General features: G+C 66.6%; 34 protein-coding genes. 28 read left to right on the forward strand and 6 right to left on the reverse strand.

What is annotated here, in order from left to right:
- Positions 1-43: 43 nt before the first annotated feature.
- Both LKD76_RS05740 and LKD76_RS05745 read right to left on the reverse strand, forming a co-directional pair.
- Entirely contained in the window at positions 44-1,291 is a 1,248-nt protein-coding gene (locus tag LKD76_RS05740) for a PucR family transcriptional regulator (protein ID WP_227979907.1), read from the reverse strand.
- Positions 1,292-1,425: 134 nt separating this feature from the next.
- Positions 1,426-2,610 (reverse strand): PucR family transcriptional regulator, encoded by a 1,185-nt coding sequence (locus LKD76_RS05745; protein WP_227979908.1) that lies wholly within the window; start codon positions 2,608-2,610, stop codon positions 1,426-1,428.
- Between the two features lie 235 nt (positions 2,611-2,845).
- Here LKD76_RS05745 and LKD76_RS05750 point away from each other — a divergent pair, with 235 nt between their 5' ends.
- From LKD76_RS05750 to LKD76_RS05760, 3 genes are all read left to right on the forward strand, one after another.
- Complete coding sequence (locus LKD76_RS05750; protein ID WP_227979909.1) at positions 2,846-3,976, forward strand: esterase/lipase family protein; 1,131 nt, start codon at positions 2,846-2,848, stop codon at positions 3,974-3,976.
- A complete protein-coding gene (locus LKD76_RS05755; protein ID WP_227979910.1) occupies positions 3,973-5,310 on the forward strand; it encodes a lipase family protein in 1,338 nt (445 codons plus the stop codon). The genes LKD76_RS05750 and LKD76_RS05755 overlap by 4 nt, the downstream gene beginning before the upstream one ends.
- Positions 5,311-5,513: 203 nt before the next feature.
- Entirely contained in the window at positions 5,514-5,801 is a 288-nt protein-coding gene (locus LKD76_RS05760) for a hypothetical protein (protein ID WP_227985111.1), read from the forward strand.
- Positions 5,802-5,860: 59 nt separating this feature from the next.
- Here LKD76_RS05760 and LKD76_RS05765 read toward each other — a convergent pair whose 3' ends face one another.
- The 3 genes from LKD76_RS05765 to LKD76_RS05775 all read right to left on the reverse strand — a co-directional run bounded on the left by LKD76_RS05765 (position 5,861) and on the right by LKD76_RS05775 (position 7,708).
- A complete protein-coding gene (locus tag LKD76_RS05765) occupies positions 5,861-6,514 on the reverse strand; it encodes a DUF305 domain-containing protein (protein ID WP_227979911.1) in 654 nt (217 codons plus the stop codon).
- Between the two features lie 81 nt (positions 6,515-6,595).
- Positions 6,596-7,072, reverse strand: coding sequence for a DUF6153 family protein (locus LKD76_RS05770; RefSeq protein ID WP_227979912.1), 477 nt, complete (start codon positions 7,070-7,072; stop codon positions 6,596-6,598).
- A gap of 54 nt (positions 7,073-7,126) precedes the next feature.
- Positions 7,127-7,708: an AMIN-like domain-containing (lipo)protein gene (locus LKD76_RS05775; protein WP_227979913.1), complete on the reverse strand. Its 582-nt coding sequence runs from the start codon at positions 7,706-7,708 to the stop codon at positions 7,127-7,129.
- Positions 7,709-7,780: 72 nt separating this feature from the next.
- Here LKD76_RS05775 and LKD76_RS05780 point away from each other — a divergent pair, with 72 nt between their 5' ends.
- Positions 7,781-8,932: a class I SAM-dependent methyltransferase gene (locus LKD76_RS05780; protein WP_227979914.1), complete on the forward strand. Its 1,152-nt coding sequence runs from the start codon at positions 7,781-7,783 to the stop codon at positions 8,930-8,932.
- A 242-nt stretch (positions 8,933-9,174) separates the two neighbouring features.
- Positions 9,175-10,566, forward strand: coding sequence for a recombinase family protein (locus tag LKD76_RS05785; RefSeq protein ID WP_227979915.1), 1,392 nt, complete (start codon positions 9,175-9,177; stop codon positions 10,564-10,566).
- Positions 10,567-11,224: 658 nt separating this feature from the next.
- Here the strand turns inward: LKD76_RS05785 and LKD76_RS05790 are convergent.
- Positions 11,225-11,488 (reverse strand): helix-turn-helix domain-containing protein, encoded by a 264-nt coding sequence (locus LKD76_RS05790; RefSeq protein WP_227979916.1) that lies wholly within the window; start codon positions 11,486-11,488, stop codon positions 11,225-11,227.
- 166 nt (positions 11,489-11,654) lie between these two features.
- On the opposite strand from LKD76_RS05790, the gene LKD76_RS05795 reads away from it, so the two are divergent.
- The 23 genes from LKD76_RS05795 to LKD76_RS05905 all read left to right on the forward strand — a co-directional run bounded on the left by LKD76_RS05795 (position 11,655) and on the right by LKD76_RS05905 (position 20,544).
- On the forward strand, positions 11,655-11,873 hold the full coding sequence (locus tag LKD76_RS05795) for a helix-turn-helix domain-containing protein (RefSeq protein ID WP_227979917.1): 219 nt from the start codon (positions 11,655-11,657) through the stop codon (positions 11,871-11,873).
- Positions 11,870-12,019: a hypothetical protein gene (locus tag LKD76_RS05800; RefSeq protein WP_227979918.1), complete on the forward strand. Its 150-nt coding sequence runs from the start codon at positions 11,870-11,872 to the stop codon at positions 12,017-12,019. The genes LKD76_RS05795 and LKD76_RS05800 overlap by 4 nt, the downstream gene beginning before the upstream one ends.
- Positions 12,016-12,900, forward strand: coding sequence for a hypothetical protein (locus tag LKD76_RS05805; protein WP_227979919.1), 885 nt, complete (start codon positions 12,016-12,018; stop codon positions 12,898-12,900). Before LKD76_RS05800 ends, LKD76_RS05805 begins: the two co-directional genes overlap by 4 nt.
- Positions 12,897-13,232 (forward strand): hypothetical protein, encoded by a 336-nt coding sequence (locus tag LKD76_RS05810; RefSeq protein WP_227979920.1) that lies wholly within the window; start codon positions 12,897-12,899, stop codon positions 13,230-13,232. The genes LKD76_RS05805 and LKD76_RS05810 overlap by 4 nt, the downstream gene beginning before the upstream one ends.
- Positions 13,229-13,561: a hypothetical protein gene (locus tag LKD76_RS05815; protein WP_227979921.1), complete on the forward strand. Its 333-nt coding sequence runs from the start codon at positions 13,229-13,231 to the stop codon at positions 13,559-13,561. Before LKD76_RS05810 ends, LKD76_RS05815 begins: the two co-directional genes overlap by 4 nt.
- Before the next feature lie 350 nt (positions 13,562-13,911).
- Positions 13,912-14,136 (forward strand): hypothetical protein, encoded by a 225-nt coding sequence (locus LKD76_RS05820; RefSeq protein WP_227979922.1) that lies wholly within the window; start codon positions 13,912-13,914, stop codon positions 14,134-14,136.
- Positions 14,133-14,384, forward strand: coding sequence for a hypothetical protein (locus tag LKD76_RS05825; protein WP_227979923.1), 252 nt, complete (start codon positions 14,133-14,135; stop codon positions 14,382-14,384). The genes LKD76_RS05820 and LKD76_RS05825 overlap by 4 nt, the downstream gene beginning before the upstream one ends.
- A complete protein-coding gene (locus tag LKD76_RS05830; protein WP_227979924.1) occupies positions 14,381-14,536 on the forward strand; it encodes a hypothetical protein in 156 nt (51 codons plus the stop codon). The genes LKD76_RS05825 and LKD76_RS05830 overlap by 4 nt, the downstream gene beginning before the upstream one ends.
- Before the next feature lie 70 nt (positions 14,537-14,606).
- Positions 14,607-15,029 carry an Rv1352/Rv1906c domain-containing protein gene (locus LKD76_RS05835; protein WP_227979925.1) on the forward strand — a complete coding sequence of 141 codons (423 nt, stop codon included), beginning with the start codon at positions 14,607-14,609 and terminating at the stop codon, positions 15,027-15,029.
- A gap of 3 nt (positions 15,030-15,032) precedes the next feature.
- Positions 15,033-15,239: a hypothetical protein gene (locus tag LKD76_RS05840; protein WP_227979926.1), complete on the forward strand. Its 207-nt coding sequence runs from the start codon at positions 15,033-15,035 to the stop codon at positions 15,237-15,239.
- Positions 15,236-15,373 (forward strand): hypothetical protein, encoded by a 138-nt coding sequence (locus tag LKD76_RS05845; RefSeq protein WP_227979927.1) that lies wholly within the window; start codon positions 15,236-15,238, stop codon positions 15,371-15,373. Before LKD76_RS05840 ends, LKD76_RS05845 begins: the two co-directional genes overlap by 4 nt.
- A 64-nt stretch (positions 15,374-15,437) precedes the next feature.
- Positions 15,438-15,641, forward strand: a complete 204-nt coding sequence (locus tag LKD76_RS05850) for a hypothetical protein (protein WP_227979928.1) — start codon at positions 15,438-15,440, stop codon at positions 15,639-15,641.
- A complete protein-coding gene (locus LKD76_RS05855) occupies positions 15,638-15,829 on the forward strand; it encodes a hypothetical protein (RefSeq protein WP_227979929.1) in 192 nt (63 codons plus the stop codon). The genes LKD76_RS05850 and LKD76_RS05855 overlap by 4 nt, the downstream gene beginning before the upstream one ends.
- On the forward strand, positions 15,826-16,035 hold the full coding sequence (locus LKD76_RS05860) for a hypothetical protein (RefSeq protein WP_227979930.1): 210 nt from the start codon (positions 15,826-15,828) through the stop codon (positions 16,033-16,035). The genes LKD76_RS05855 and LKD76_RS05860 overlap by 4 nt, the downstream gene beginning before the upstream one ends.
- Positions 16,035-16,319 (forward strand): hypothetical protein, encoded by a 285-nt coding sequence (locus tag LKD76_RS05865; protein WP_227979931.1) that lies wholly within the window; start codon positions 16,035-16,037, stop codon positions 16,317-16,319. Before LKD76_RS05860 ends, LKD76_RS05865 begins: the two co-directional genes overlap by 1 nt.
- On the forward strand, positions 16,316-16,873 hold the full coding sequence (locus LKD76_RS05870) for a WhiB family transcriptional regulator (protein ID WP_227979932.1): 558 nt from the start codon (positions 16,316-16,318) through the stop codon (positions 16,871-16,873). The genes LKD76_RS05865 and LKD76_RS05870 overlap by 4 nt, the downstream gene beginning before the upstream one ends.
- Positions 16,873-17,223 carry a hypothetical protein gene (locus LKD76_RS05875; protein ID WP_227979933.1) on the forward strand — a complete coding sequence of 117 codons (351 nt, stop codon included), beginning with the start codon at positions 16,873-16,875 and terminating at the stop codon, positions 17,221-17,223. Before LKD76_RS05870 ends, LKD76_RS05875 begins: the two co-directional genes overlap by 1 nt.
- On the forward strand, positions 17,220-17,408 hold the full coding sequence (locus LKD76_RS05880) for a hypothetical protein (RefSeq protein WP_227979934.1): 189 nt from the start codon (positions 17,220-17,222) through the stop codon (positions 17,406-17,408). The genes LKD76_RS05875 and LKD76_RS05880 overlap by 4 nt, the downstream gene beginning before the upstream one ends.
- Positions 17,405-18,304, forward strand: coding sequence for a PD-(D/E)XK nuclease-like domain-containing protein (locus LKD76_RS05885; protein WP_227979935.1), 900 nt, complete (start codon positions 17,405-17,407; stop codon positions 18,302-18,304). The genes LKD76_RS05880 and LKD76_RS05885 overlap by 4 nt, the downstream gene beginning before the upstream one ends.
- A 2-nt stretch (positions 18,305-18,306) precedes the next feature.
- The gene (locus tag LKD76_RS05890; RefSeq protein ID WP_227979936.1) at positions 18,307-18,864 is read left to right on the forward strand and encodes a hypothetical protein; all 558 of its coding nucleotides are present in this window, start codon (positions 18,307-18,309) and stop codon (positions 18,862-18,864) included.
- Positions 18,861-19,226 (forward strand): hypothetical protein, encoded by a 366-nt coding sequence (locus tag LKD76_RS05895; RefSeq protein ID WP_227979937.1) that lies wholly within the window; start codon positions 18,861-18,863, stop codon positions 19,224-19,226. Before LKD76_RS05890 ends, LKD76_RS05895 begins: the two co-directional genes overlap by 4 nt.
- Positions 19,223-19,657, forward strand: coding sequence for a hypothetical protein (locus tag LKD76_RS05900; RefSeq protein ID WP_227979938.1), 435 nt, complete (start codon positions 19,223-19,225; stop codon positions 19,655-19,657). The genes LKD76_RS05895 and LKD76_RS05900 overlap by 4 nt, the downstream gene beginning before the upstream one ends.
- Positions 19,654-20,544, forward strand: coding sequence for a DNA cytosine methyltransferase (locus LKD76_RS05905; RefSeq protein ID WP_227979939.1), 891 nt, complete (start codon positions 19,654-19,656; stop codon positions 20,542-20,544). The genes LKD76_RS05900 and LKD76_RS05905 overlap by 4 nt, the downstream gene beginning before the upstream one ends.
- Position 20,545 lies beyond the last annotated feature (1 nt).

Here is a 20,545-nt window from a genome sequence, read left to right on the forward strand (position 1 = left end):
CGGACGGGTGTGGATGAGACAACCGTCGTGACGGGGTGCAAGGCTACCTTCCGGCAAATGTTTTGCCCATACCGTCCCGCCAGTAATTCGCGGTGCCGCGTGCGATAGCCGGTGTGGCGGACCGATCGGCCTCCCGATAGGTCCGGGCCACCAGGGCGGCCCGCAGGTACCACAGGCCGCCGGGCTGGGCCGGGTCCAGCCCGGTGAGCTGCCCGATTCGCTTGAGCCGGTAGTCGACGGTGTTGGTGTGCACCTGCAACTGCCGGGCCGTGCGGCGCCGGGACAGTCCGGTCGCCATGTGCAGGCGCAGGGTCTCGAGCAGATCCGGATAGTCGTCGAGCGGATCGAGCAGCGTGCCCAGCCGATCCAAACCGGGTCCGGGGCGGGTCAATTGGTATTCCATCGCCAGATCCGCGAAGCGGTACAACCCGGGCGGGCTCGCCAGTCGCAGCACGGTGTCGAGCAGTTCGTGCACGCGGTCGGCGGCCGTCGAGATCTCCTCGGTGTCCGCCGTGATCGCGGTGGCGGTGAGCCCGACCTGTGCGGCCTCGGACAGCTCCGCGATCACGGCGTCGAGTTCGTCGTCGGCGACCATCGCGGCCGGCAGCAGGACGGTGCCGCCGTCGACGCTGAGTAGCGACAGCACCCGGCCGCCACCGCGAGTGGCCAGCCCGGTCTGCAGCCGGCGCAGTTTGCGGCGCGCCACCACCTTGCCGTCCACGGTGGGATGGGATTCGTCGGGGTGTGGCGGAATGCTCATCGCCATCACCACATACGAGGATTCGATCTCGATCCCGCTGGCGCGCGCCATGGTCGAGGTCGGATGCCCGGCCAGCAGCGCCGAGACCAGCGTGTGCACCGCGGTGTGATGCTCGGTGACCGCCGCCTGATGTTCGCGCACATAGGCCACCGCGACGGCCGGGGTGATGGTGTCGAGGATTCGCAGCAGCAATTGCGCCGGATTCTCGGGCCGCTGCCGCGGATCGGTCTGGGTGAGCAGCACATCGAAGGCGAGCCGGAAGCCCTCGTGCACCGCGTGGTGCACGGTGTCGATCGGGATACCCTCCCGTGCCCAGTTCGCGGCGGCGCGCTGCAGCCGCGCCACCTTCTCACCCGCTTCGCGACCCTCGAGGATATCGACGGTCAGTTCCAGGCAGACCCGGGTCACCGCGGTGATATCGCCGTGCAGGGCGTCTCCGGGCAGCGTCGAACACGGCGCCACGTGCTGTGCGAAATGCCCGACCAGCTGGCGTGAGAGAACTCGGACATCGTGGCGGGGGCGGGTATTCATCCGTGTACTACCTCACTGCTCGCCGGCGCGAGCCGAAAACCATAACGACGCCCGCTTCCGGGCCGCAACCATTCGGCGTGAAAGTGCCATGTGCTCACCTTGTTCGACCTCTCGAGATGCGGCTCGCGACGGGCTCAGGAGCCGGCCGGGGTCGTCGGAGCCGGACGCAGCCGGTGGACGACCAGCGCGGCCGCGAGCAGCCTGGACTCGCCGGGATCGCTCGGATCGGCGCCGGTGAGTTCGGCGATCCGCCGCAGGCGGTAGCTGAAAGTATTGGGGTGGACGTGGATTTCGGCCGCCGCGGCCTTGCGATCGGCGCCGTGGCGCAGATGGGCATCGAGTGTCTCCATCAGATGTGGGGCCGGCCGCAGGGCGCCGATGCGGTCGGCCAGCCGCTCCCGGGCCGGCCCGGGGCGGGTGAGCTGATACTCCAGCAGCAGATCGTCGAGCCGGTACACCCCGGTGGGGCGGCCCGACAGCCGGGCCAGCTGTGCTATCTCGGCCGCCTGCCGGGCCGCCTCCGGCACCGTTTCCCGTGCGGTCCAGCCGGCTTCGGCGATCACCACATCGATCGCGAACCGGTCGGCGAGTTCGGTGGCCAAGTGCGCGGCGGTGGTCTCGTGTGCGCCGGATCCGCTGGGCAGCAGGACGATCGCCGACTCGCCGTCGAAGGTGTGCAGTGCCGTCGCGCCGCCGATGCGGTCCAGAGCATGCTGCAGGATCCGAATCCGGCGGCGCACCACCAGATTCGCGGCCGCCGTGGGCTGGGGCTCCGCGCGCAGCTGCACGGCCAGGACCGCGTAGCGTTCCGCCAGCGCGGTGTCGGCGCGCGCGGCCTGCTCCTCGGCGGGCTGGCCGCTCACCAGCGCCACGCACAACGCCCGTTTGGCCTCCCGTTCAGCGTGGTAGATCGACTGTTCGACCTCGGCATACCCCTCGACGGTGATCAGGTTGATGTGCATCAGCAGTTCCAGTGTGCGAGAGCCGAAATCGACCAGCTGATCCACCTCGTGCGGTTCGCTCAGCGCCACCGCCTCCTGCAGGACCTGCTGAGCCGAGAGGTGCACCGCCTCCATCAGCATCGGCAGCGGCAGCCGATCCTCGGCGTGCCGCTCGATCACCGGCCCGACGAATGCCGCGACATCGTCGCGGGTGAAATCGCGCTGCTGATCCACCGCGCGCAGAAATGCGTGCGCGCAGCCGTAGATCGCGGGCAGCACCTCGCCGAAGTGATCCGCGGGCAGATCCGCGGCCGGAGGCGTCGTGCCCAGGCCCGAGGACAGAATGCGATCGGCGACCTGTGGCAGGCGGTCGAGCATACGCGCGGCGATGCTGGCTGATGCGGATCGAACTGCTACCGGCATGCGCCGATTGTTGCGGGCCACAGGTATTCCGGCAAGACCTCCGGCGATTCCGGCGATGATTGGTTTCCGGCGACAAATACCGCGCCGGGATATGAGTATCGGAGTGCAGTGACTTTCCCGGACCCGGCCGTGAGGCTGGGTGCGGGTCCCCGGAATCGTTGGCCGGTGGGCGCCCGTAGGGAAGGTTGCAATGAAGCTTCGACATCGAATCCCGGCCGTGGCCGCGCTGCTGTGCGCGCTCGCCGTCAGTGCCGCTACCGCGACGGCCGCGCCGTCGGAAACACCGGAATCGCGACTGGCGGAACTGATTTCCTCCGGCTTGCATACCGCTGCCGACGGCCGTGTGCCACAGCCGATCTCGGATACCGGAAGTAGTTCCGGCTCCGGTTCCGGGTCCGCGAGTCATGCCAGTGACACGGCGGGGGAGGGGCCCGAAATGTCGTCGTATCTGGCCGCATTCGGCTACGGGCTCACCCATCCCGACGCGGCGCCCCCGGGCAGCAATCGCTGGGATTGTGTGCCCGGTACGGCCCACCCGAATCCGGTGGTTCTGCTGCACGGCACGTGGCTCAACGCCTACGACAGCTTCGCCTATCTGGCGCCGAAGCTCGCCCATGCCGGCTTCTGTGTCTTCGCGTTGAATTACGGACGCTCCGGTGTCCTCGAAGGTGGTGGCCTGGGGCCCGTGTTACCCGGCAGGTACGGGGTCGGGCCGATCGAGGAGTCGGCTCGCCAGGTGAGCGCGTTCGTGGATCGGGTGCGGGCCGCGACGCGCGCCGACCGGGTCGATATCGTCGCGCATTCGCAGGGCGCACCGGTTGCCGATCAATATCTGAAATTCGAGGGCGGCGGTGAGAAGGTCGGCCGGCTGGTCACTTTCGGCGGTACCCATCACGGCACCACACTGCTGGGAATGGCGACGCTCGGACGGATCATCACCAATCTGGGTATCGACATTCTCGGGTTCTATCAGCCGTTCATCGGGCCGGCGAATATTCAACAGGCGGTGGGTTCACCATTCCTGAACCGGCTCAACGGCGTCGGCGACACCGTGCCCGGCGTCTCGTACACGGTGGTCGCCTCCCGCTACGACGAAATCATGAATCCGCTGGAGCTGGCATTCCTGCGTGCCGGTCCGAATGCCACCGTCGACGACATCACCCTGCAGGACGGGTGTGACCAGGATCTGTCCGATCACCTGACGATGATGTATTCGCCACGGGCGGTGTCGATCGCCTTGCACGCGCTGGACCCGACGCTCGCCCCGAACCGGGTGTGCACGTTCAATCCGTGGCTCGTCGGCGGCGGGGGCGGGCTGTGACCGTGCGGGGGCGTAGCCGGCCGCTGCGGCCCGATGTCGATCCGTTCTACCGGGCCCCGCGCGATGTCGACCGCTTGGTGGCGGGCGCCATCGTGCGCACCCGGGTGGTGGAGGTGGCCGCCTTCGGGATCGTGCCGGTGCGGGTTTCGGCGTGGCAGCTGCTGTACCGCACCAGCGATCTGAACGGGGTGGCCGAGGTGGCGGTCACCACGGTGCTGCTCCCTCGGGACTGTGCCCCGCGTCGTCCGCTCGTCTCGTTCCACTGCGCGATCGATGCGGTGGCGCCCCAGTGCTTTCCGTCCTACGCCCTGCGGCGCGGCGCCCGCGCACTCGGTGCCATTCCGCAACTGGAACTGCCGTTGATCGCGGCGGCGCTCGCCCAGGGCTGGGTGGTGTCGGTCCCCGATCACGGCGGCACCGAAGGGCGTTTCGGGGTCGCGCGGGAGCCCGGGCATCGAGCCCTCGACGCGGTGCGCGCGGCGTTGAATTTCGTTCCGCTGGGTCTGAATTCGCACACTCCGGTCGCGCTGTGGGGCTATTCGGGTGGCGGTCTGGCCACGGCGTGGGCGGCGGAGCTGGCCGAATCCCATGCGCCCGAGCTCGATATCGTCGGCGCCGTCGCCGGATCGCCGGTAGGTGATCCGGGTGCGGCGTTCGCGCGCTTGAACGGCACCGTGTTCGCCGGATTCGCCATGGTCTTCACCGCTGGGTTGCGCCGCGGCTATCCGCAGCTGGATGCGGCCCTGCGGGAGCGCCTGGATCCGCGATATCTGGCGTTGCTCGCCGAAGCCGAAGAGACGGCGACGATTCCGCTGCTGGCACGCCTGGCCCGCCGCGATGTGAGCCGACATACAGAAGGCGGGCTCTTGGAATTTCTGCGCAGTCCACCGCTGCCCGGGATACTGGACGACATCCTGCCGGGCCGCCGCGCACCGCGCATGCCGTTGCTGGTCGTCCAGGGCGTTCACGACGAGGTGATCGCGGTCGACGATGTGGACGCGCTGGTGCGCCGCTACGCCGAGGCCGGTTCGGATATCGGTTATCTGCGTGATCGGCTCAGCACCCATCTGCCGCTGGAGTTCCTGGCCGTCCCGGTCATGGTCGACTGGCTCGCCGACCGTTTCGCCGGTCGGCCGACGGCGCCGCGGACGCGGACCGTGTGGTCGGTGGCGATCTCGCGGCGTGCGCTGGCGAGTCATCGGCGGTTGGCGGCGCTGAGCGTGCGGCTGCTCCTCGGTCGCCGGATTCCGGGCGCGTCGGCCGTGGCGGCGCCGGTCGCCGGCATCGATGCCGGACCGCCGGTGACACGGTCCGAGGCCCGGTCGCGACCGTGATCTCTAGCGGACCGGTCAGTTGACCTGGTATGCGCAGGTGGTGGCCGCTTTCATGGATGTGGTGTGTCCGGCTGCGGGCTGGGCATACTGTGCGGTTCAATAAGTGTCGACTAGTTGTTTCGTCAACGCATGCTCTGCGCTCCAACCGGCATCACCTCAGTACCGGCATCACCTCAGCATCCGAGAGGACAACGAACGTGAGCATGGTTCTCGTCGCACACGATATGTACACCACCGTGCTGGCCCAGGTCGGCAACCCCACGCCGGAAACTCCGCCGGCCGCCGACAAGCTGCTGAAGCTGGTCCGCTATTTCACCTGGTTCGTGCTGCTGTCCGGTGTCACCGCGATCACCTACGGCGGCGGTCGTTTCGCCTGGGAGAAGTGGAGCGGCGGCGGCCTGGAGTCGCCGAAGATGGTGGCCGGCGCCATGATCGGCGGTGGTGTCGCGACCAGTGCGGGCACCATCATGAACGCCGTCATCGGGAGCTGATCCTCGACCCCGCGGGTGTGCCGGAACCGGCACACCCGCGCCGGCGTCTCGGCTTCCGATCAGCTCTGCCCGAGCATCCCGCGCATCTGCTGAATTTCGGCCTGCTGCGCGGTGAGGATGTTGTGGGCCAATGTCTTCGCGTCGACATTCGTCCCGTTCGCGATCTCGGTATTCGCCATATCCACCGCACCCTGGTGGTGCTCGATCATCATCTGCAACCACATCCGGTCGAACTCGGCGCCGGAGGCGTGCTGCAGCTGTGTCATCTGATCGTGAGTCATCACACCGCCCATCGGATGGTTCATGGTGGCCGCGGGGGCGGGTTTGCCGAAACTGTTCAGCAAGGCGGCGAACTGCTCCATCTCCGGCGCCTGTGCCTTCTCCACATTCGCCGCCAGCGTGATCAGTTCCTGATTCTGCGACCGGGTCGGCACCATTTTCGCCATCTCGACCGCCTGTGCGTGATGCGGATACATCATCGTCAGGAAGTTGACGTCGTCGTCGTCGAAGTCGGTGCGGGTCGCGGTGGCGGGGGTGCTGCCGTGGTGCATACCCGTCATGCCGGGCATACCCGGCATATCGGCCATCGCCGACGTCGGTGTCGGTGTCGGCGCGGCGGAACTGCCGGAGTCGTCACTGCCGCAACCGGCCACGATCAGGGCGGTGGCCGCGACGGCGGTGACGGACAGGACGCGGATACGAGAAATGAACATGGTTGTGCTCCTGGGGAATTGCGATTGATGGGATCCATGGGACCCGTATCCGCGCGCGGGCGCGCCGATACGGCGGGTCCGTCAGATCCGCAGAATCGTCAGTTCGGCCAGGGAGAGAACCGTCCACGGGGGTGGGCGATCACGACGCCGCGATGCGACCCGGATGCGGCCGTTCGCGCCGGACATCGCCTCGGCGCCGATCCACGCGATCACGGCGAGCCCGAGCGCCAGGGCCAAGGCCACCAGGACGAAGACGCAGGCGTGCATACCGCCGTGCGGAGTGCAGCCGTCGCAATCGGAACCGCCGGTGGCGTGCGGGGGAGCCGCCGGAGCGGACGCCCCGAGCATGGCGGAATGTGCCGGCGCAGTCGTGTCCGGCAGTGCGGAGGAGGGGTGTTCGGTCGCGCTCGCGGATATCGAGGCGGTGTGCGGGCCGGCCATCGCGTGGCCGGTCGAGAAGACGACCGCATGCATGACGATGATGCCGATCATCAGGGTCAGCAGGCCGAGCACCCGGACGTATCCGGGCGCCTGCGGAAGCCGACTCGATGCGGGCACGCGGTCCAGTCTACGCACGGCGCTGTTACCCCCGGGTGGTATGGGGTCGGGAAATCAGCCGGTGGCGATGTCGACCACCAGCCGGGCGGGCCGGTCGAGCGCGGTCACCGAGAACGGCGGCCGATCGGCGTTCACCCCGATGAACGACTGGGTCGTCCCCTCGTAGGCCGCGGTGCCGTAGACCCCGGCGATACCCGGCGCGCTCGGATCGGTGGCCGGATCCGGGCCCTCGTAGGGCGTCACACCGCTGTCCCACGGATAGGCGGTGCCCAGAATCTGCACCTCGAGGACCGAGGAGCCGGCGATATCGAGCTCCTTGCCGCTGCCGTTCTGGACCGCGCGGTCGGTGTATTGCACCCGCCAGCCGGGCGGACCGCCGGTGCCGCCCAACTGATAGACGATCCGGTCGAATCCGGGATGGTGGCCGATGCGCACATCGGTCACCGTGAGCCGCGAATCGTTGGCGGGTGTGGCTTGCTGCGGCGAGATCCCCGCCGGCGGCGGCTCGTTCGACTCGGGACTCGAGGTGACCGGTGCGCTGGGCGGCACCCTGGTGGCCGGATTCGGGTTCTCGTTCGAGCAACCCGCCAGCAGTGCGAGCCCGGCGACCACTGTCAATGCCAGCCTGTTACGCATGAGGCTGATGGTATGCCGTGCTGCGCCAGGGGTCGTGGTGACGACACGGCAACGGTCTAGCACACTGTAGGAATGCTGGAGGTCGACGACGTACTGGGCCGATTGCGGCGATATCCGGATGTGGAGGCGGTGAACCTGTACGCGGTCGATGCCGCTGACCGCCTGATTCTCGATACCGCTGCCGACGCACTGGCCGCCGCGGACGACGGCCGGGTGGCGGTCGTCGACGACGGCTACGGCGCACTCACCCTCGGCGCGGCCGTGGCGCACGGACTGCGCGATATCCGGGTCCACCAGGACCTGCTCACCGGCGAACAGGCGCTGGCCCACAATGCCCGGGCCGCCGGTCTCACCGACCGCTACCGTGCGTACGAGCTGGGGCCGGAATTGCTCGACGGCGTCACCGTGGTGCTGCTGCGGCTGCCGCGGATGCTGCCGGGCCTGGCCGAAATCGCCGAGGCCATCGCCCGTTACGCCGATCCCGAGGTCGTCGTGATCGCCGGCGGGCGAGACAAGTATCTGACCCCGGCGATGAACGATGTGCTGGCGGAATACTTCTCCGGTGTCCAGGCCAGCCGCGGCCGGCAGAAATCCCGGACCATCACCGCGACCGGGCCGAAGCCGCCGGGAGCGCCGCGCTTTCCGGTGCGCGAACAACTCGGTGAACTCGCGCTGGAGGTGGTCGCGCACGGTGCCGCGTTCTCCGGCCCGCGGCTGGATATCGGCACCCGGTTCCTGCTCGAACACCTCAACCGGATGAAGCCCGATGCCCGAGAGGCCATCGATCTCGGCTGTGGCACCGGCATTCTGGCCACCGCGCTGGCCAAGGCGCGCCCGCACATCACGGTGGTCGGCACCGATCAGTCGGCGGCGGCGGTGGCCTCGGCTCGCGCCACCGCCGCCGCCAACGGTGTGGGCGACCGGGTCACGGTGGTGCGCGACGACGTGATGGCCGCGATCGGTGACCGCAGTGCCGACCTCGTGCTGTGCAACCCCCCTTTCCATGTCGGCGCGGCGGTGCACACCGGGTCGGCGATCAAGATGTTCTCCGAGACCGGTCGGGTGCTGCGCCCGGGCGGCGAGCTGTGGACGGTCTACAACACCCACCTGAACTATCGCGGCGTCATGGACCGTCTGGTCGGCCGGACCGACGTCGTCGGCCGTAATCGCAAATTCACCGTGACTCGGTCCGTGTGTGGCCTGCGCAGCGCCCGGCAGGAGTAGATTGCGGGCAGTACAGTCTGATATGTCCGATTTTGTGTCCGGTTCGGGAACTTGCTCCCGGGCCGGATCGTTGGATACTCAGAACGGACACGACGGACGTGGACCGCTACTTCGGAAAGGCACGGGAACGGTGCGCACCACAAGCAATCTGATGTTGAGTGAAGCACTCTTTGATGTAGGCTAGCGGCACCAGTCGGCCGTTGTCCAGAGAACGGCCGAAATCCGTGCGAAAGGCGCTGGCCGTGATCCGATGCGGTGTCTACCTTCGGCAGTCCGACGACGCTGACGACGATGAGCTCGCGGTCTCCCGCCAGTGGGACGAAGTCGTGAAGTTCGTCTGCGAACCGCGGGGCTGGGAGCCGGTGCGCTACTGCGACAACGACCGCACCGCGGTCGGCGACAAGCGCAAGCTGCCAGACCGCGACCGGATGTTGCGTGATGTGGAGGCCGGTCGACTGCAGGCCATCGCGTCGTGGGATCTCGACAGGCTCTATCGCGAGCCGATCGACCTCGAGCACATCATCGGTGTCGCCGACCGCTACCGCACCATGCTCGCCACGGTATCGGGTGACGTGGACCTATCCACCGACAACGGCAGGTTGTTCGCGCGGATCAAAGGTGCGGTGGCGAAGGCCGAGACGGAGCGTCGTAGCGCGCGCCAGAAAGCGAAGTACCGGCAGCTCGCCGAAGCGGGGAAGAACTACAGCTCCCGGCGCCCGTTCGGCCGGCATCATGACGGCACGCTGCACGAGGTCGAAGCGCCGGCGCTCGCCGAGGCGTACGAGCTGATCTTGTCTGGGCATACGTTGCACAGCATCTGCGCCGATTGGAACCGGCGCGGGATCAAGACGACACTCGGGAACGAGTGGCGCTCGCCGACCCAACTGTCCACGGTGATGAAGAACCCGCGCAATGCCGGGTGGAAGTCCTACCGGCGGCAGATCCTCGATGAGGTCGAGGTGGGTTGGGACCGTATCGTTTCGCCGGATGTGTGGCGCGCTGTGAATGAGGTTCTGTCGGACCCGTCGAGGCGTCCTGTGGATGTGGCGCGCAAACATCAGCTCACGGGGATCGCGTTGTGTGGCGAGTGTGCACTGGAGGATCGGCACACGACCGTGAAGGCCGCGAAGACGTCTTCATCGAAGGCGCAGCTGATCTACCGGTGCCGGAAGTGTTTCCGTGTGACTCACCTGATGTCGGAGGTGGACGACCTCATCGATGCTCTGGTGATCGGTCGCCTGTCTCAGCCGGATGCGGCGGAGCTGCTGATCGATCAGCGGCATCCGGACTTGGATGTAAAGCGGTCGGAGGCGGCCGCATTGCGGGAGCGGATGAAGTCGGCGGCGCTGATGCACGCTGATGGCGACATGACCGACGAGCAGTTCAGGGTGTCGACGCGGCGTACGAAGGAGAAGCTGGCGGCGATCGAGCAGGCGATCGAGGATGCGAACCGGTCGCGGTTGTTCAAGGGGGCGGTCGGCCTCGGCGCGGTGAAATTCCCGGAGCTGCATCTGGATCGGCGCAGGGCGATTATCGACTCGCTGATGACGATTACGTTGTTGCGCAGGTCCCTTAGGGAGCCGTTCGATCCGAATTCAGTTGTCGTGGAATGGAAGGGCTGGCCGTCGGACTAAATCCCTGATGATCTTCGTAATCGCCTGGAAGTAGCGGGTTTTCGCGCCGTGTCGCGCCTGGTCGGGGGCTGCCCGCGATTCACTGGCGAACTACAGGGTAATCAGTAGGCGGCCGTGCTGTGTCTGGACGCGCGTCCGGCTACCGCGCAGGTGAAACGCAATATTTTCGTGATGTTGCGAATCGTGGTGCGGTGTAGCGGATTCCGCAATCGGGACGATGTGGGCGGCCCGGGAAAAATGGAAAGCGTTCCGGCAAACTGCCAGTGGTTGATTGAACCCGAAAGTATGATCGGAAACACATCGGGGCAAAACCGGCGGACTCATCGGGGTGAGTCACGGGCAGTGTGAGTAACCCATGTGAGAAGAAGAGGGCAAGACGATGAGGTCACGCGAGGAGGGTCCATTACGGACCCAGTCAGGCTCACGGTTGATAGGCGACAAGGCTGTTCCGGGTAGGCGGAACGAGACGCGTGAGACGACCAACGTCGACGAAAACCGCGCGAGCCCGGAGGCACTCTCGTGCCTGCTGCGGCGGATGGATCCCGATTCGCTGAGACGCACTGTCGGATCCGCCGGCGCGCGACGCGTTAGACGGGGGAGAGTCACGTGGTGTGACGTGGTGCTCGGTGCTCTGCAGATGGGTCGTGATCCTGTCGCGCTATTTCGGGCTGGGAAGGTCCTTTAGGGCCATCTCGGCAAAGTCTCCCATGGACGTGTCCAGGGCGTGAAGGATCTTCGCGAGTTGGGTGAGGGTCGGTGAGCCCTCCCCGTTCTCGAACCGTCGGATGGTGCTGAGGCCGAGACCGGTCCGTCGCTTCAACTCATCGCGGGTGACCCGCTTCTCCGCGCGGAGTCCTCGCAGCTTATCGCCGGTGGCGGTGTTGATCGCTGCGGCGAGTGCGTCTAGGGCTTCCTGGTCCATGGTGAACATTTTCCGTTCACATCTGACTTTTTGCAACTCGTGACTACCCAGATCTGGGTGGTTTCTGAACTGTGCCCGTAGCCAGTCGGTAACGGCTGTTCATTTGTGAACAACATTTGTCCTTACATCGGTTGCTACTATCCAAATTTGGACGTAATCTGTTCACATGAATCAGCTCGACAAGGCCGCATCGGAGAGCGTACTCCGGGCGATGGCCGAAGCTGGCATAAGTCTCGAAGAGCTCGCCCCACTGATCGGGATGCACGAGAAGACCCTCCTGAAGCGACTTACCCAAGGTCCGTGGAGACTGGTCGAGCTCTGGACGATTGCCCAGGTCATCGGATGTTCGCCTCGGAGTCTCGTGACCGGCGAGGTGGCGGCATGACCCGGCGCGCAAATTACGAAGAGTCCAAGGCGAAGTGGATCGCACAGCAGCTGGCCGCCGCGCCGCCGCTCACCGATCGACAGAAGGTCATTATCCGCGGGGCGCTGCTCCCGGCTATCCGTCGCGTGCGGGGTGAAGCGGCATGAGCATCGAGCTGACCCCATTCACTGCGTCCCCGTTCGATGCGATCCGCCGGACTCGGCTGGATGGCTCGGAGTACTGGTCGGCGCGGGACCTGATGCCACTGCTCGGCTACGACCGGTGGGAGAACTTCGCCCGCTGCATCAAGGAGGCGCAGCGCGCCGCCGCGATCACGGCCGGAGAAGGCAACCTTCGCGATGTCACGAAGGTTGTCGAACGAGAGAGTCGCGGTTCGATCAACGTTCCGGACGTCGAGATGACTCGGTATGGCGCGTACATGGTGGCCATGTCCTGCGACGGGCGCAAGAGTGAAGTCGCGGCGGCGAAGACCTACTTCGCGGTTCGCACTCATGAGGCAGAGATCGCGCAGGCGATCGACATGTCCGATCCGCTGGCGGTCATCGAAGCCGAGTCGGCGCGGGTCGCCAAGGCCGTCGAAATCGCACGCGGCGAACGCATCCGCGCCGACAAGGCTGAGAAGCGGCTCGCTGCCGAGCAGAAGCATCGCGCCGCGATCGAGGCCGGAGACGGAATCGACCTCACAACCTTCGGCAAGAAGTACTTCTCCGAGGTCCGCAAGACCGACTTTGAGCAGCACCTGTACGACCACGGGTACCTGATCGACCAGCGCAACACCCGAGTTCGGGCGGACGGCACCACAGCTGATGGCTACGACCATCGCAAGCCGACCGCGAAGGGCCGCGCGTACATCTACTCGCACGACCAGGGCACTTACGGCGGCCGACGCCGATTCGCTCCCCGGGTTCGACCGACGGCGGAGGTCGCCCTGCGGGACGCGCTTGCCGCCGAGGGGTTGCCGGTCAACACGCACTCCACGGGCCTGGTTCTGCTCACCGAATCTGACATGAAGGAGTTGGGGGCGTGAAGCGCTACCTGTACCGCGTCCAGATCGTGGCGTACCCCCCGGGATCATGGAACGAGGACGAGTTCGGCAGCTACCGGAATCCCCAGTGGGAGCCCGAAGGATGGGAGCCCGACGAGGAGTACATCGATCGGTTCGGGTCGTCGCAGTTCTACTGGCCGACCACGAACAAGGAATGGAAGTCGCGCTCGTCGGCGATGAAGCGCAAGGAGCTGATCGAGAGCTACGGCGCGACGGCGATCATCCAGCGCAGCTCGGAGATCATCTGGCCTGCCGATGGTTTCGAGCGCGTCGAGGATGGCCTACTGGCCCGGGCGCAGGGCGGTGCGGCATGAGCGCTGCGACTCTTCGTACTTCCGCCCTGATCGTCTACTACTCCGTCTGTGTCGCTGCTGCGTCGGTGGTGATCTGCGGGGCCATGTACTTGCCGGGCTGGATCGATGTGGACCAGTTCTTGTGGGGTGTGCGTTTCGGGCTCGCTGTCGTGGGCGGCGGTGTGGCCGGCGGATTGGTGTTCGTGGTGTTCGGTGTCGTGAGTTTCCTCGGTAGCGGTCGTCACGCTCTGTCTGCCGAGGACGGGGCGTGCCCGGTTGAACACCCTGCCGCCGACGTTTCGTTGGCGCTCCCGGGTACGTCCCACCCCCGAGAGGCGGTCCGGCGATGAACGCCCTTGCTGATTGCAAGTTCGGATACGTCGAGCAAGACGGCGACCGGTACTGCCATGAGCACGGTTCGTTCCAAGAGTGCTGGCACGAGAACCGGAGCCATTGCCCGCGCTATGTGGCCATGTGCGCCGAGGCGGCTGCCGAGCGTCGCCGCGTCAAGTCCGAGACCTCCTCATCGCATGTCGATTCTGCTCCGTGCGATGAGGATGCGCCCTCCGCGCTGTCACGTGACACCGCGGCCGCGGAGGGCGTTTCCAAACTTCCGGCACCCGATGCCGGGGGAGATAGCGAGTAACCCCTTACTCGCCTGAATGTCCGAACACCACTTCGAACGAGAGAAGTCTACCTGATGTCCGTGACAACACCGGGCTGGCAGCAGCACCTCCAGACCCTGCTGGCCGCCCCTGCGGATTCCTTCGATCACCGATTCGGCGAGCGTCTCGCGGCCGCCGACGACGACCAGGCGTGGTCACTGCTGACCACCGTGATCGTCGAAGACCCCTGCTCCACACACGAGTACAAGGTGGCCGCGCGCATGCTCGGTCATCTCGCCGAGACCGAGGTGGCGTTGTGAACCTCGCGGAGTACATGGCGTGGACGGACGGCATCCTCCGTTACCTGGGTGGCTTGTTGAGTCACCCGGCCGGCACTCCGGAGTGGGAGATCGGCCGCGAGTTCGCGCTGAAGGGTGACGACAACCTGCGGTTGCAGTACGTCGGCAATTTGTTGATCGATCGGCCGCAGGGGTCGCGTGAGCATGAGATCGCGTGGGAGTTGCGGGGTTTGATCCTGCGCTGGTCGGCTGTGGACGGTGCGGCATGAGCATCGCTACCGCGTTCGTGCATGAGCTGATCGACGGCATCCGTCACCACCGTCACAGCCACGACACCCCCGCCAGAACGGTTCCCGCCGCAGCGGATTGGGACGACTGGCATTACGCCGACGCCCGCGCCCCGTGGGAAGACGAGCACTGACCTACCGATGAAGCGGCCCGGCGAGCGCCTATCTCGCCGGGCCGTGAACACCAACAACAAGGAGAAATTGATGTTCACCCGCAAGCATATCGCTGCTACCGCTGTCGCTGGCCTCGCTGTTCTCGGCCTGACCGCCTGCGACCCCGACACCACGAGCGGCCACCCGGCGCCGGTGTCGCGGATGGCTGATGCCGCATCGACGTACACGGCGCCTACCTCACGGATGCCGATCGCGCGGTCGGCGACGCCGGCGAAACCGCTGTCGACGAACGGGCGCTGGAAGGTGCCCGAGCAGATCGGATACGGCACTTACGCGGTCACCCCGACCAGCGACCTGGGCGGGTACTGGGAGCAGACCGCAACTGTCGGTGCGGAGCCGGGCGATCCCGGGTTCATCGACAACGACTTCATCACCGGCCCGGATTTCGTGACGATCACGCCGGAGACGAAGTACATCAAGCTCGACGACGTCGTCCTCACCCTGGAGGGCTGACCGATGGCGAAGAAGCCCAGCAACTACACGCTGCACCAGCTGGAAGACCAGGCCGATTTCTACGGGCTGCGGATGCACCGCGGTGATAAGGCCGTGGCCTTGTGGCTGCGAGCGATCCACGACGCGGCGAACAAGCGGATGTTGCAGGACGACAAGGCGTACAAGCGGCACTGCGATGCAGTCCGGGAGCAACAGCGGGGTGCGGCATGAACCTGCATCTGCCGCACCGCCCACACGTCGACGCCGACCTCGTCGAGCTGCTGGTGCTGATCGGGGGCGTCTTAATCCTCGGCCTTCTGGTCGTCGGCATCGCCTGGATCGCGTCCACCCCTATCCACCCCTGACATGAAACGGCCGGGGCGAGCACTCATCTCGCCCCGGCCCCCAGAACAACGAGGAGCGTACCCGATGGGTAAGCACAACCGCCGCGGATGGCGGGCCCTGGTAGGCCAGATCTGCGCGAACCTGCCCGGCCGCCGCGACCCGCGGCACAGCGAGCAGCACCCGGCCCGTCTGCTGCCGGTCTACCCCGAGGGGGAATGGGGCGCTCGCGCGCTGGCCGCCCGTCTCGGCTACATCGACTTCCCGCTCGAGGATGGAGAGCAGCGATGATCGCCGACCGTCTCCCTGAGCATCTGGAAGTCGCTGCCGCGCTGGGTGTGTTGGCTGAGGATCTCGCGTTCATGGGCCAGGACGACATGGCTGATCGGGCTCGCGCGTTGGCGTCGCGGCTCGGGTATATCACCGAACACCCCCGGCACGAGCTGGATTTCGCGCTGTTGCAGGGCGGTGCGCGATGAGCGAGCCCTGGTTCCTGGCCCCGGAACGCTGCGCCGAGCGTGGTGCCCGGATGCAGCTGCTCGGCCATGTCGGCTGCCGCTGCCAGTACTGCACGTACGAGTTCGAGCCTTCCCCGATCCCGGTGGATAACGAGGGCATCGATGTGGGCGCCGACTGGGACCGCGCCCGCGACAGGTCAATCGACTACGAGAACGGGGTGCTGTGATGGGCAACCCGATGACCGACGGCACAACCGCCGCCACCGGATTCGGATCAACTCCCGGTGAGCGTGATCTGGCGCGGAAGACGGTGTGCCACCACGCCGCCGATGTGGCCGAGGCGAAGGACCTGCTGTCCATGCTCGGCCTTCTCGACGAGAAGGAGCACGATCCGGGTCGCTGCCGGGTGTGCGGTGCCGAGTTGAGCCTGAAGCAGATGTCGCCGAAGTGGGGGTTGAAGGGCGCCTGCGGGAAGGCATGCAAGCGGCGCATGTTGGAGGGCATGGCATGAGCGAGACCGTGATGCCGGCGTGCCGGGTGTCGGGATACGACCCGGACGTCTGGTACCCAGACCGGGCAGACACGAAGACCGCGGACACCGCCCGCGGGGTGTGCAAGCAGTGCAGCATCAGCAGCTGGTGTATCAGAGACGCCCTGCAGCGGGGCGAGAGATTCGGCATTCATGGCGGATTCAACCTCGCCGATGACGCTGAGTGGAAGCTGGCGAAGAAGCTTCACGGCGGCCAGATGCTCATGCCTGCGGTCGCCCGGCCTGTCCGTATCCGTCGAGAGATTGTTTGCGCTGACTGCGGCCTCACGTTCGAGACGCGCCGCACCGGTGCGGTGAAGTGTCCGCAGTGCGTGCAGGGTCTTGTGCCGATCGGCCCGACGCGGGAGAAGGTGCGCGAGTTGCGCGCGGCCGGCTGGACGTCCAACCAGATCGCCGCGGCCGCGGGCGTCGCGCCGTCGTCAGTGCGGGGGATCGACTACAAGGTCGAGCGGGACTGGGTCCTGCGAGACACCGAGCGGCGGATCCTGGCGATCCAGATTCCGGTGGTGGCGTGATGCCCGAGATGCCGTTGCAGGTCGTCACATCGCATGACGTCCGCACCGACACTGGCCTCGTCTCGGCGGGCACCCCGCTGCTGGTGGTGCCGTCGCCGGATGGTGGCTGGCTGGCGCTGCCGCAACCCGGGGCGCCTGTGCGCCCGTTCAGGGTGCCGGTAGGCAGCGTGAAGAAGGGCAAGGCGCTCCTCGACAGCATCCATGCCCGCCATGACTACCGGTTCGCGCGGGAGGTTCTGGGCTGGAGCCACGCTCGGGCGCTCCAGTGGATCGAGCGCGGGTATGGGAGGTCGCAGCGTCAGGTGCAGCGGTGGGGTTTCACTGCGTCGGATCCAGGGGTGGCCGCGTGAACCTGACGATCAACGGTCACCGTCTCCGCGCGCGCTCCGGCCTGACGGAGTTGGTGGTCGAACACGACATCGATGGCCGAGTCCATATCACCGTCCACGACGCCACGGGGCCTGGCAATACCGCCGACTTCAACCAGGCCGACTCCGACGTGATCGCCGACTTCATCAAGGGAGGACAGCCGTGACCGGATCGAACGATATCTGCGATATCACCGACCTCGATCGGGAGATCTGCGACCACTGCCGCAAGAAGGACATCCCGCCCCTGGCGGCGCCGACCGCGCCCGGCCTGTACCCGGATCTCCCCGAGGACGTCTACCACAGCGACCCGAACAGCCTGTCCAGCACCGGCGTCCGCCAGCTGGTGAAGCCCGGCGGCCCCGCGAAGCATCGATTCAGTGTCCGCGAGGACAACGACGACTTCGATATCGGCACCGCCGCTCACACGCTGCTGCTCGGCGCCGGCGCCGGTATCGAGGTGGTGGACGCGAAGACATGGCAGTCGGCCGCAGCCAAGACCGCGAAGGCGAAAGCCCGCGCCGAGGGCAAGACCCCTCTGCTGACCAAGCAGTACGAAGCGACCAAGAAGATGGTCGACGCGGCCATGGCCCGGACCGAGGTGGCGGAGCTGATCAACGGTGAAGGCGTCGCGGAGATGTCCGCGTATGCAATGGATCCGGAGACGTGGGTGATGCTGCGAGCCCGCTTCGACTACATCATCTTCGGCCCCGACAAGCACGTGACGGTCGTCGACTACAAAACCTCGAAGGACGCCGCACCGAAAGCGTTCGAGCGCAGCGCGGTCAGCTACGGCTACCACATCCAGGAAGCCCACTATCGCCGTGTGCTGGCGTCCCTGGGTTATGTGGTGGACCGGTTCGTGTTCCTCGTCCAGGAGAAGGCGGCGCCGTTCCTGACGAGCATCCACGAATTCGATACCGCCGCTATCGAGGACGCCGACCGGGTCGTGACCCTCGGCGCGAAATTGTTCGCCCAGTGCAGCGAGGCCGACGAATGGCCCGGCTACGGGGACCACACGCATCTGATGACGCTGCCCTTGTGGGCGAGTAAGGAGTGGTAAGCATGGCTGACAAGAAGGTCGACCTCGGAGATTACGTCGAGGTGGCGCAGCGGATCGTCGAGTTCCGCACCACCTACCCGGATGGCCGGCTGCGGCCCGTGGATACGGCGAATCCGTACCGGATCGAGACGGTCGGCGACAAGACGTTCATCGTCGTCGTGGCCGCCGCCTACCGCTCTCCGGACGATCCGGCGCCGGGCATCGGCATGGCATGGGAGCAGTTCCCGGGGAAGACGAACTTCACCCGGGACTCGGAGCTGCAGAACGCCGAGACCTCGGCCTGGGGGCGCGCGATCGTCGCGGCTCTCGCTGCGGACACGAAGAAGGGCATTGCCACCGCGGAAGAGGTTCGCGCCCGGACGATGAGCGCTGCCGCGCAACTGCCAGCGCACGACTTCGCGCGGGCCGAGCTGCTGCGGCTGCTCAATCAGCTCGGCATGGACAGCAAGGAGGCGTCGGCCAAGTTCGCCGCGGACAACGACGGTGACAACCTGCGCACCTCCACCAACACCGAGGCCATCGTGAAGTTGACCGAGTACTACCGGGGGACGGCGGCGTGAGCAATCAGCACCTCACCCCGAACCAGGTTGTCAGCCACCTCGCGGCGCTGTCCCTTCAGTTGGACCAGGTCACAGAGGATCTGAACCGGGCCGACGAGGAGGCCCCCGAACTCCGCGGGTACGCCACCGTGGCGAACTCGGAAGCGTTCATGCGCGCCGAGGGGCCGATGGATATCCGGAAGCACAAGGCGATCATTGAAGTTCACGAGCTGCGGTTCGCTGCCGAGTTGGCGGAGATGAAGGTTCGTGCGCTGACCAGGTCACAGAAGACGCTGATGACCCGGATCGAGGTCGGTCGCTCCACCGGTGCCGCGGTCCGGTCGGATATCTCGATCGCGGGATCGGGGGCGTACGGCGCATGACCGTTCATCCGAGTGCCCGGAATTTGGTGCGGCAGATGCTGCCCAAGGTCCAACCCCGCCGGCCGAAGCCCAACCGGGACGGATTCCCGGCCGCGGTGAAGGCGATCGTCGAGGCCCGCTCCGGCGGGATCTGCGAGCGTGACGGCTGCGGCCCCGCCGAGGTGATCCACCATCGCCGCCCGCGCGGCGCCGGAGGCACATCGCTGCCGTGGGTAAACCAGGCCGCGAACGGATTCCACGTCTCCAACGCCTGCCACGACTGGATCGAGGGCCGTGACCCAGCATGGTCGCGGATCGCGTCCGCCGATGTGGGCTGGCTGGTGTCGCAGCATTCCGGCCGGACCGCGTCGGAGGTGCCGGTGCTGTACCGCGGCCGGTGGGTGAACCTCACCGACGACGGCGAAGTGCACCCGATCGGCGGTGCGGCATGAGGATCGGATCACTGTTTTCCGGCGCGGGCGGCTTGGATTTGGCCGCGCTCGAGTTGTTCGACGGCGCGGGTATGGCGTGGCATTCGGAGGTTGATCCAGCCGCATCAAAGGTGCTCGCGCATCACTGGCCGGACGTGCCGAACCTCGGTGATATCGAGCGTGTCGGGCTCTCCCACACCGACGAGGAATGGGCCGCGATCAAGCGCGCGCAGGCCCGGGCGCTGTCAGCTGGATACGAGTACGACATGCCCGAGCCGGACTGGTCGGCCGTTGAACCGGTCGACGTTCTCACTGGCGGGTTCCCGTGCCAGGACGTCTCGCTTGCTGGCCGCCGCGCCGGTCTCACTAGTGAATCCTCGATTTCGGGGAGGTCTCATGATGCGGAAGCTGGAGCCGGCCACGGTGCCGTCGGACCAATACGTGATGGAGGTGCCGTCGTGAGCGGACCTGTGAAGGTATCCCCCCGCCGGCGGGCTGACATATCGCCGGGTGTGCGGCGCCGTGTCTACGAGCGCGACGACTGGACGTGCCAGTACTGCGAGCGGCGTATCGAACCCTCCACGCCGAACCAGGCGAACGGGCGGAACGCTCCGGTCGACATGTCCTCCGGCAAACCGGTGTGGCTCGAGCTGGACCACAAGACCCCGCGGGCCCTGGGCGGCAACAACTCTTTCGACAACCTCCGTGCGGCTTGCTCGCCATGCAACCGGCGCAAGAGCGACTCCACGCAGGCGGTCGATTGGGAACTCCGGGCTGCTCGTGCCATGGAGATCTTGACGACGCGGCCGGCCAACCAGGGGAGCGTGCTGGCGGCGGCACGGGCGCTACTCGGTGTCACGCCGTCGCCGGAATCGGGGGATGAATTCGTGATCGAGGGGGTGTCGTGAT

It is taken from the genome of Nocardia spumae (assembly GCF_020733635.1).
GTDB lineage: Bacteria > Actinomycetota > Actinomycetes > Mycobacteriales > Mycobacteriaceae > Nocardia > Nocardia spumae.

Excerpts from the sequence above, each read along its gene's own strand:
- LKD76_RS05840 (WP_227979926.1), top strand. The coding sequence starts at position 15,033 with ATGGCGAAGAAGCCCAGCAACTACACGCTGCACCAGCTGGAAGACCAG.
- LKD76_RS05795 (WP_227979917.1), top strand. The coding sequence starts at position 11,655 with ATGAATCAGCTCGACAAGGCCGCATCGGAGAGCGTACTCCGGGCGATG.
- LKD76_RS05860 (WP_227979930.1), top strand. The coding sequence starts at position 15,826 with ATGAGCGAGCCCTGGTTCCTGGCCCCGGAACGCTGCGCCGAGCGTGGT.
- LKD76_RS05775 (WP_227979913.1), bottom strand. The coding sequence starts at position 7,708 with ATGCGTAACAGGCTGGCATTGACAGTGGTCGCCGGGCTCGCACTGCTG.
- LKD76_RS05855 (WP_227979929.1), top strand. The coding sequence starts at position 15,638 with ATGATCGCCGACCGTCTCCCTGAGCATCTGGAAGTCGCTGCCGCGCTG.
- LKD76_RS05905 (WP_227979939.1), top strand. The coding sequence starts at position 19,654 with ATGAGGATCGGATCACTGTTTTCCGGCGCGGGCGGCTTGGATTTGGCC.
- LKD76_RS05835 (WP_227979925.1), top strand. The coding sequence starts at position 14,607 with ATGTTCACCCGCAAGCATATCGCTGCTACCGCTGTCGCTGGCCTCGCT.
- LKD76_RS05765 (WP_227979911.1), bottom strand. The coding sequence starts at position 6,514 with ATGTTCATTTCTCGTATCCGCGTCCTGTCCGTCACCGCCGTCGCGGCC.
- LKD76_RS05740 (WP_227979907.1), bottom strand. The coding sequence starts at position 1,291 with ATGAATACCCGCCCCCGCCACGATGTCCGAGTTCTCTCACGCCAGCTG.
- LKD76_RS05830 (WP_227979924.1), top strand. The coding sequence starts at position 14,381 with ATGAGCATCGCTACCGCGTTCGTGCATGAGCTGATCGACGGCATCCGT.
- LKD76_RS05745 (WP_227979908.1), bottom strand. The coding sequence starts at position 2,610 with ATGCTCGACCGCCTGCCACAGGTCGCCGATCGCATTCTGTCCTCGGGC.
- LKD76_RS05900 (WP_227979938.1), top strand. The coding sequence starts at position 19,223 with ATGACCGTTCATCCGAGTGCCCGGAATTTGGTGCGGCAGATGCTGCCC.
- LKD76_RS05750 (WP_227979909.1), top strand. The coding sequence starts at position 2,846 with ATGAAGCTTCGACATCGAATCCCGGCCGTGGCCGCGCTGCTGTGCGCG.
- LKD76_RS05865 (WP_227979931.1), top strand. The coding sequence starts at position 16,035 with ATGGGCAACCCGATGACCGACGGCACAACCGCCGCCACCGGATTCGGA.
- LKD76_RS05815 (WP_227979921.1), top strand. The coding sequence starts at position 13,229 with ATGAGCGCTGCGACTCTTCGTACTTCCGCCCTGATCGTCTACTACTCC.
- LKD76_RS05870 (WP_227979932.1), top strand. The coding sequence starts at position 16,316 with ATGAGCGAGACCGTGATGCCGGCGTGCCGGGTGTCGGGATACGACCCG.
- LKD76_RS05820 (WP_227979922.1), top strand. The coding sequence starts at position 13,912 with ATGTCCGTGACAACACCGGGCTGGCAGCAGCACCTCCAGACCCTGCTG.
- LKD76_RS05890 (WP_227979936.1), top strand. The coding sequence starts at position 18,307 with ATGGCTGACAAGAAGGTCGACCTCGGAGATTACGTCGAGGTGGCGCAG.
- LKD76_RS05875 (WP_227979933.1), top strand. The coding sequence starts at position 16,873 with ATGCCCGAGATGCCGTTGCAGGTCGTCACATCGCATGACGTCCGCACC.
- LKD76_RS05850 (WP_227979928.1), top strand. The coding sequence starts at position 15,438 with ATGGGTAAGCACAACCGCCGCGGATGGCGGGCCCTGGTAGGCCAGATC.
- LKD76_RS05780 (WP_227979914.1), top strand. The coding sequence starts at position 7,781 with ATGCTGGAGGTCGACGACGTACTGGGCCGATTGCGGCGATATCCGGAT.
- LKD76_RS05845 (WP_227979927.1), top strand. The coding sequence starts at position 15,236 with ATGAACCTGCATCTGCCGCACCGCCCACACGTCGACGCCGACCTCGTC.
- LKD76_RS05805 (WP_227979919.1), top strand. The coding sequence starts at position 12,016 with ATGAGCATCGAGCTGACCCCATTCACTGCGTCCCCGTTCGATGCGATC.
- LKD76_RS05760 (WP_227985111.1), top strand. The coding sequence starts at position 5,514 with ATGGTTCTCGTCGCACACGATATGTACACCACCGTGCTGGCCCAGGTC.
- LKD76_RS05800 (WP_227979918.1), top strand. The coding sequence starts at position 11,870 with ATGACCCGGCGCGCAAATTACGAAGAGTCCAAGGCGAAGTGGATCGCA.
- LKD76_RS05790 (WP_227979916.1), bottom strand. The coding sequence starts at position 11,488 with ATGGACCAGGAAGCCCTAGACGCACTCGCCGCAGCGATCAACACCGCC.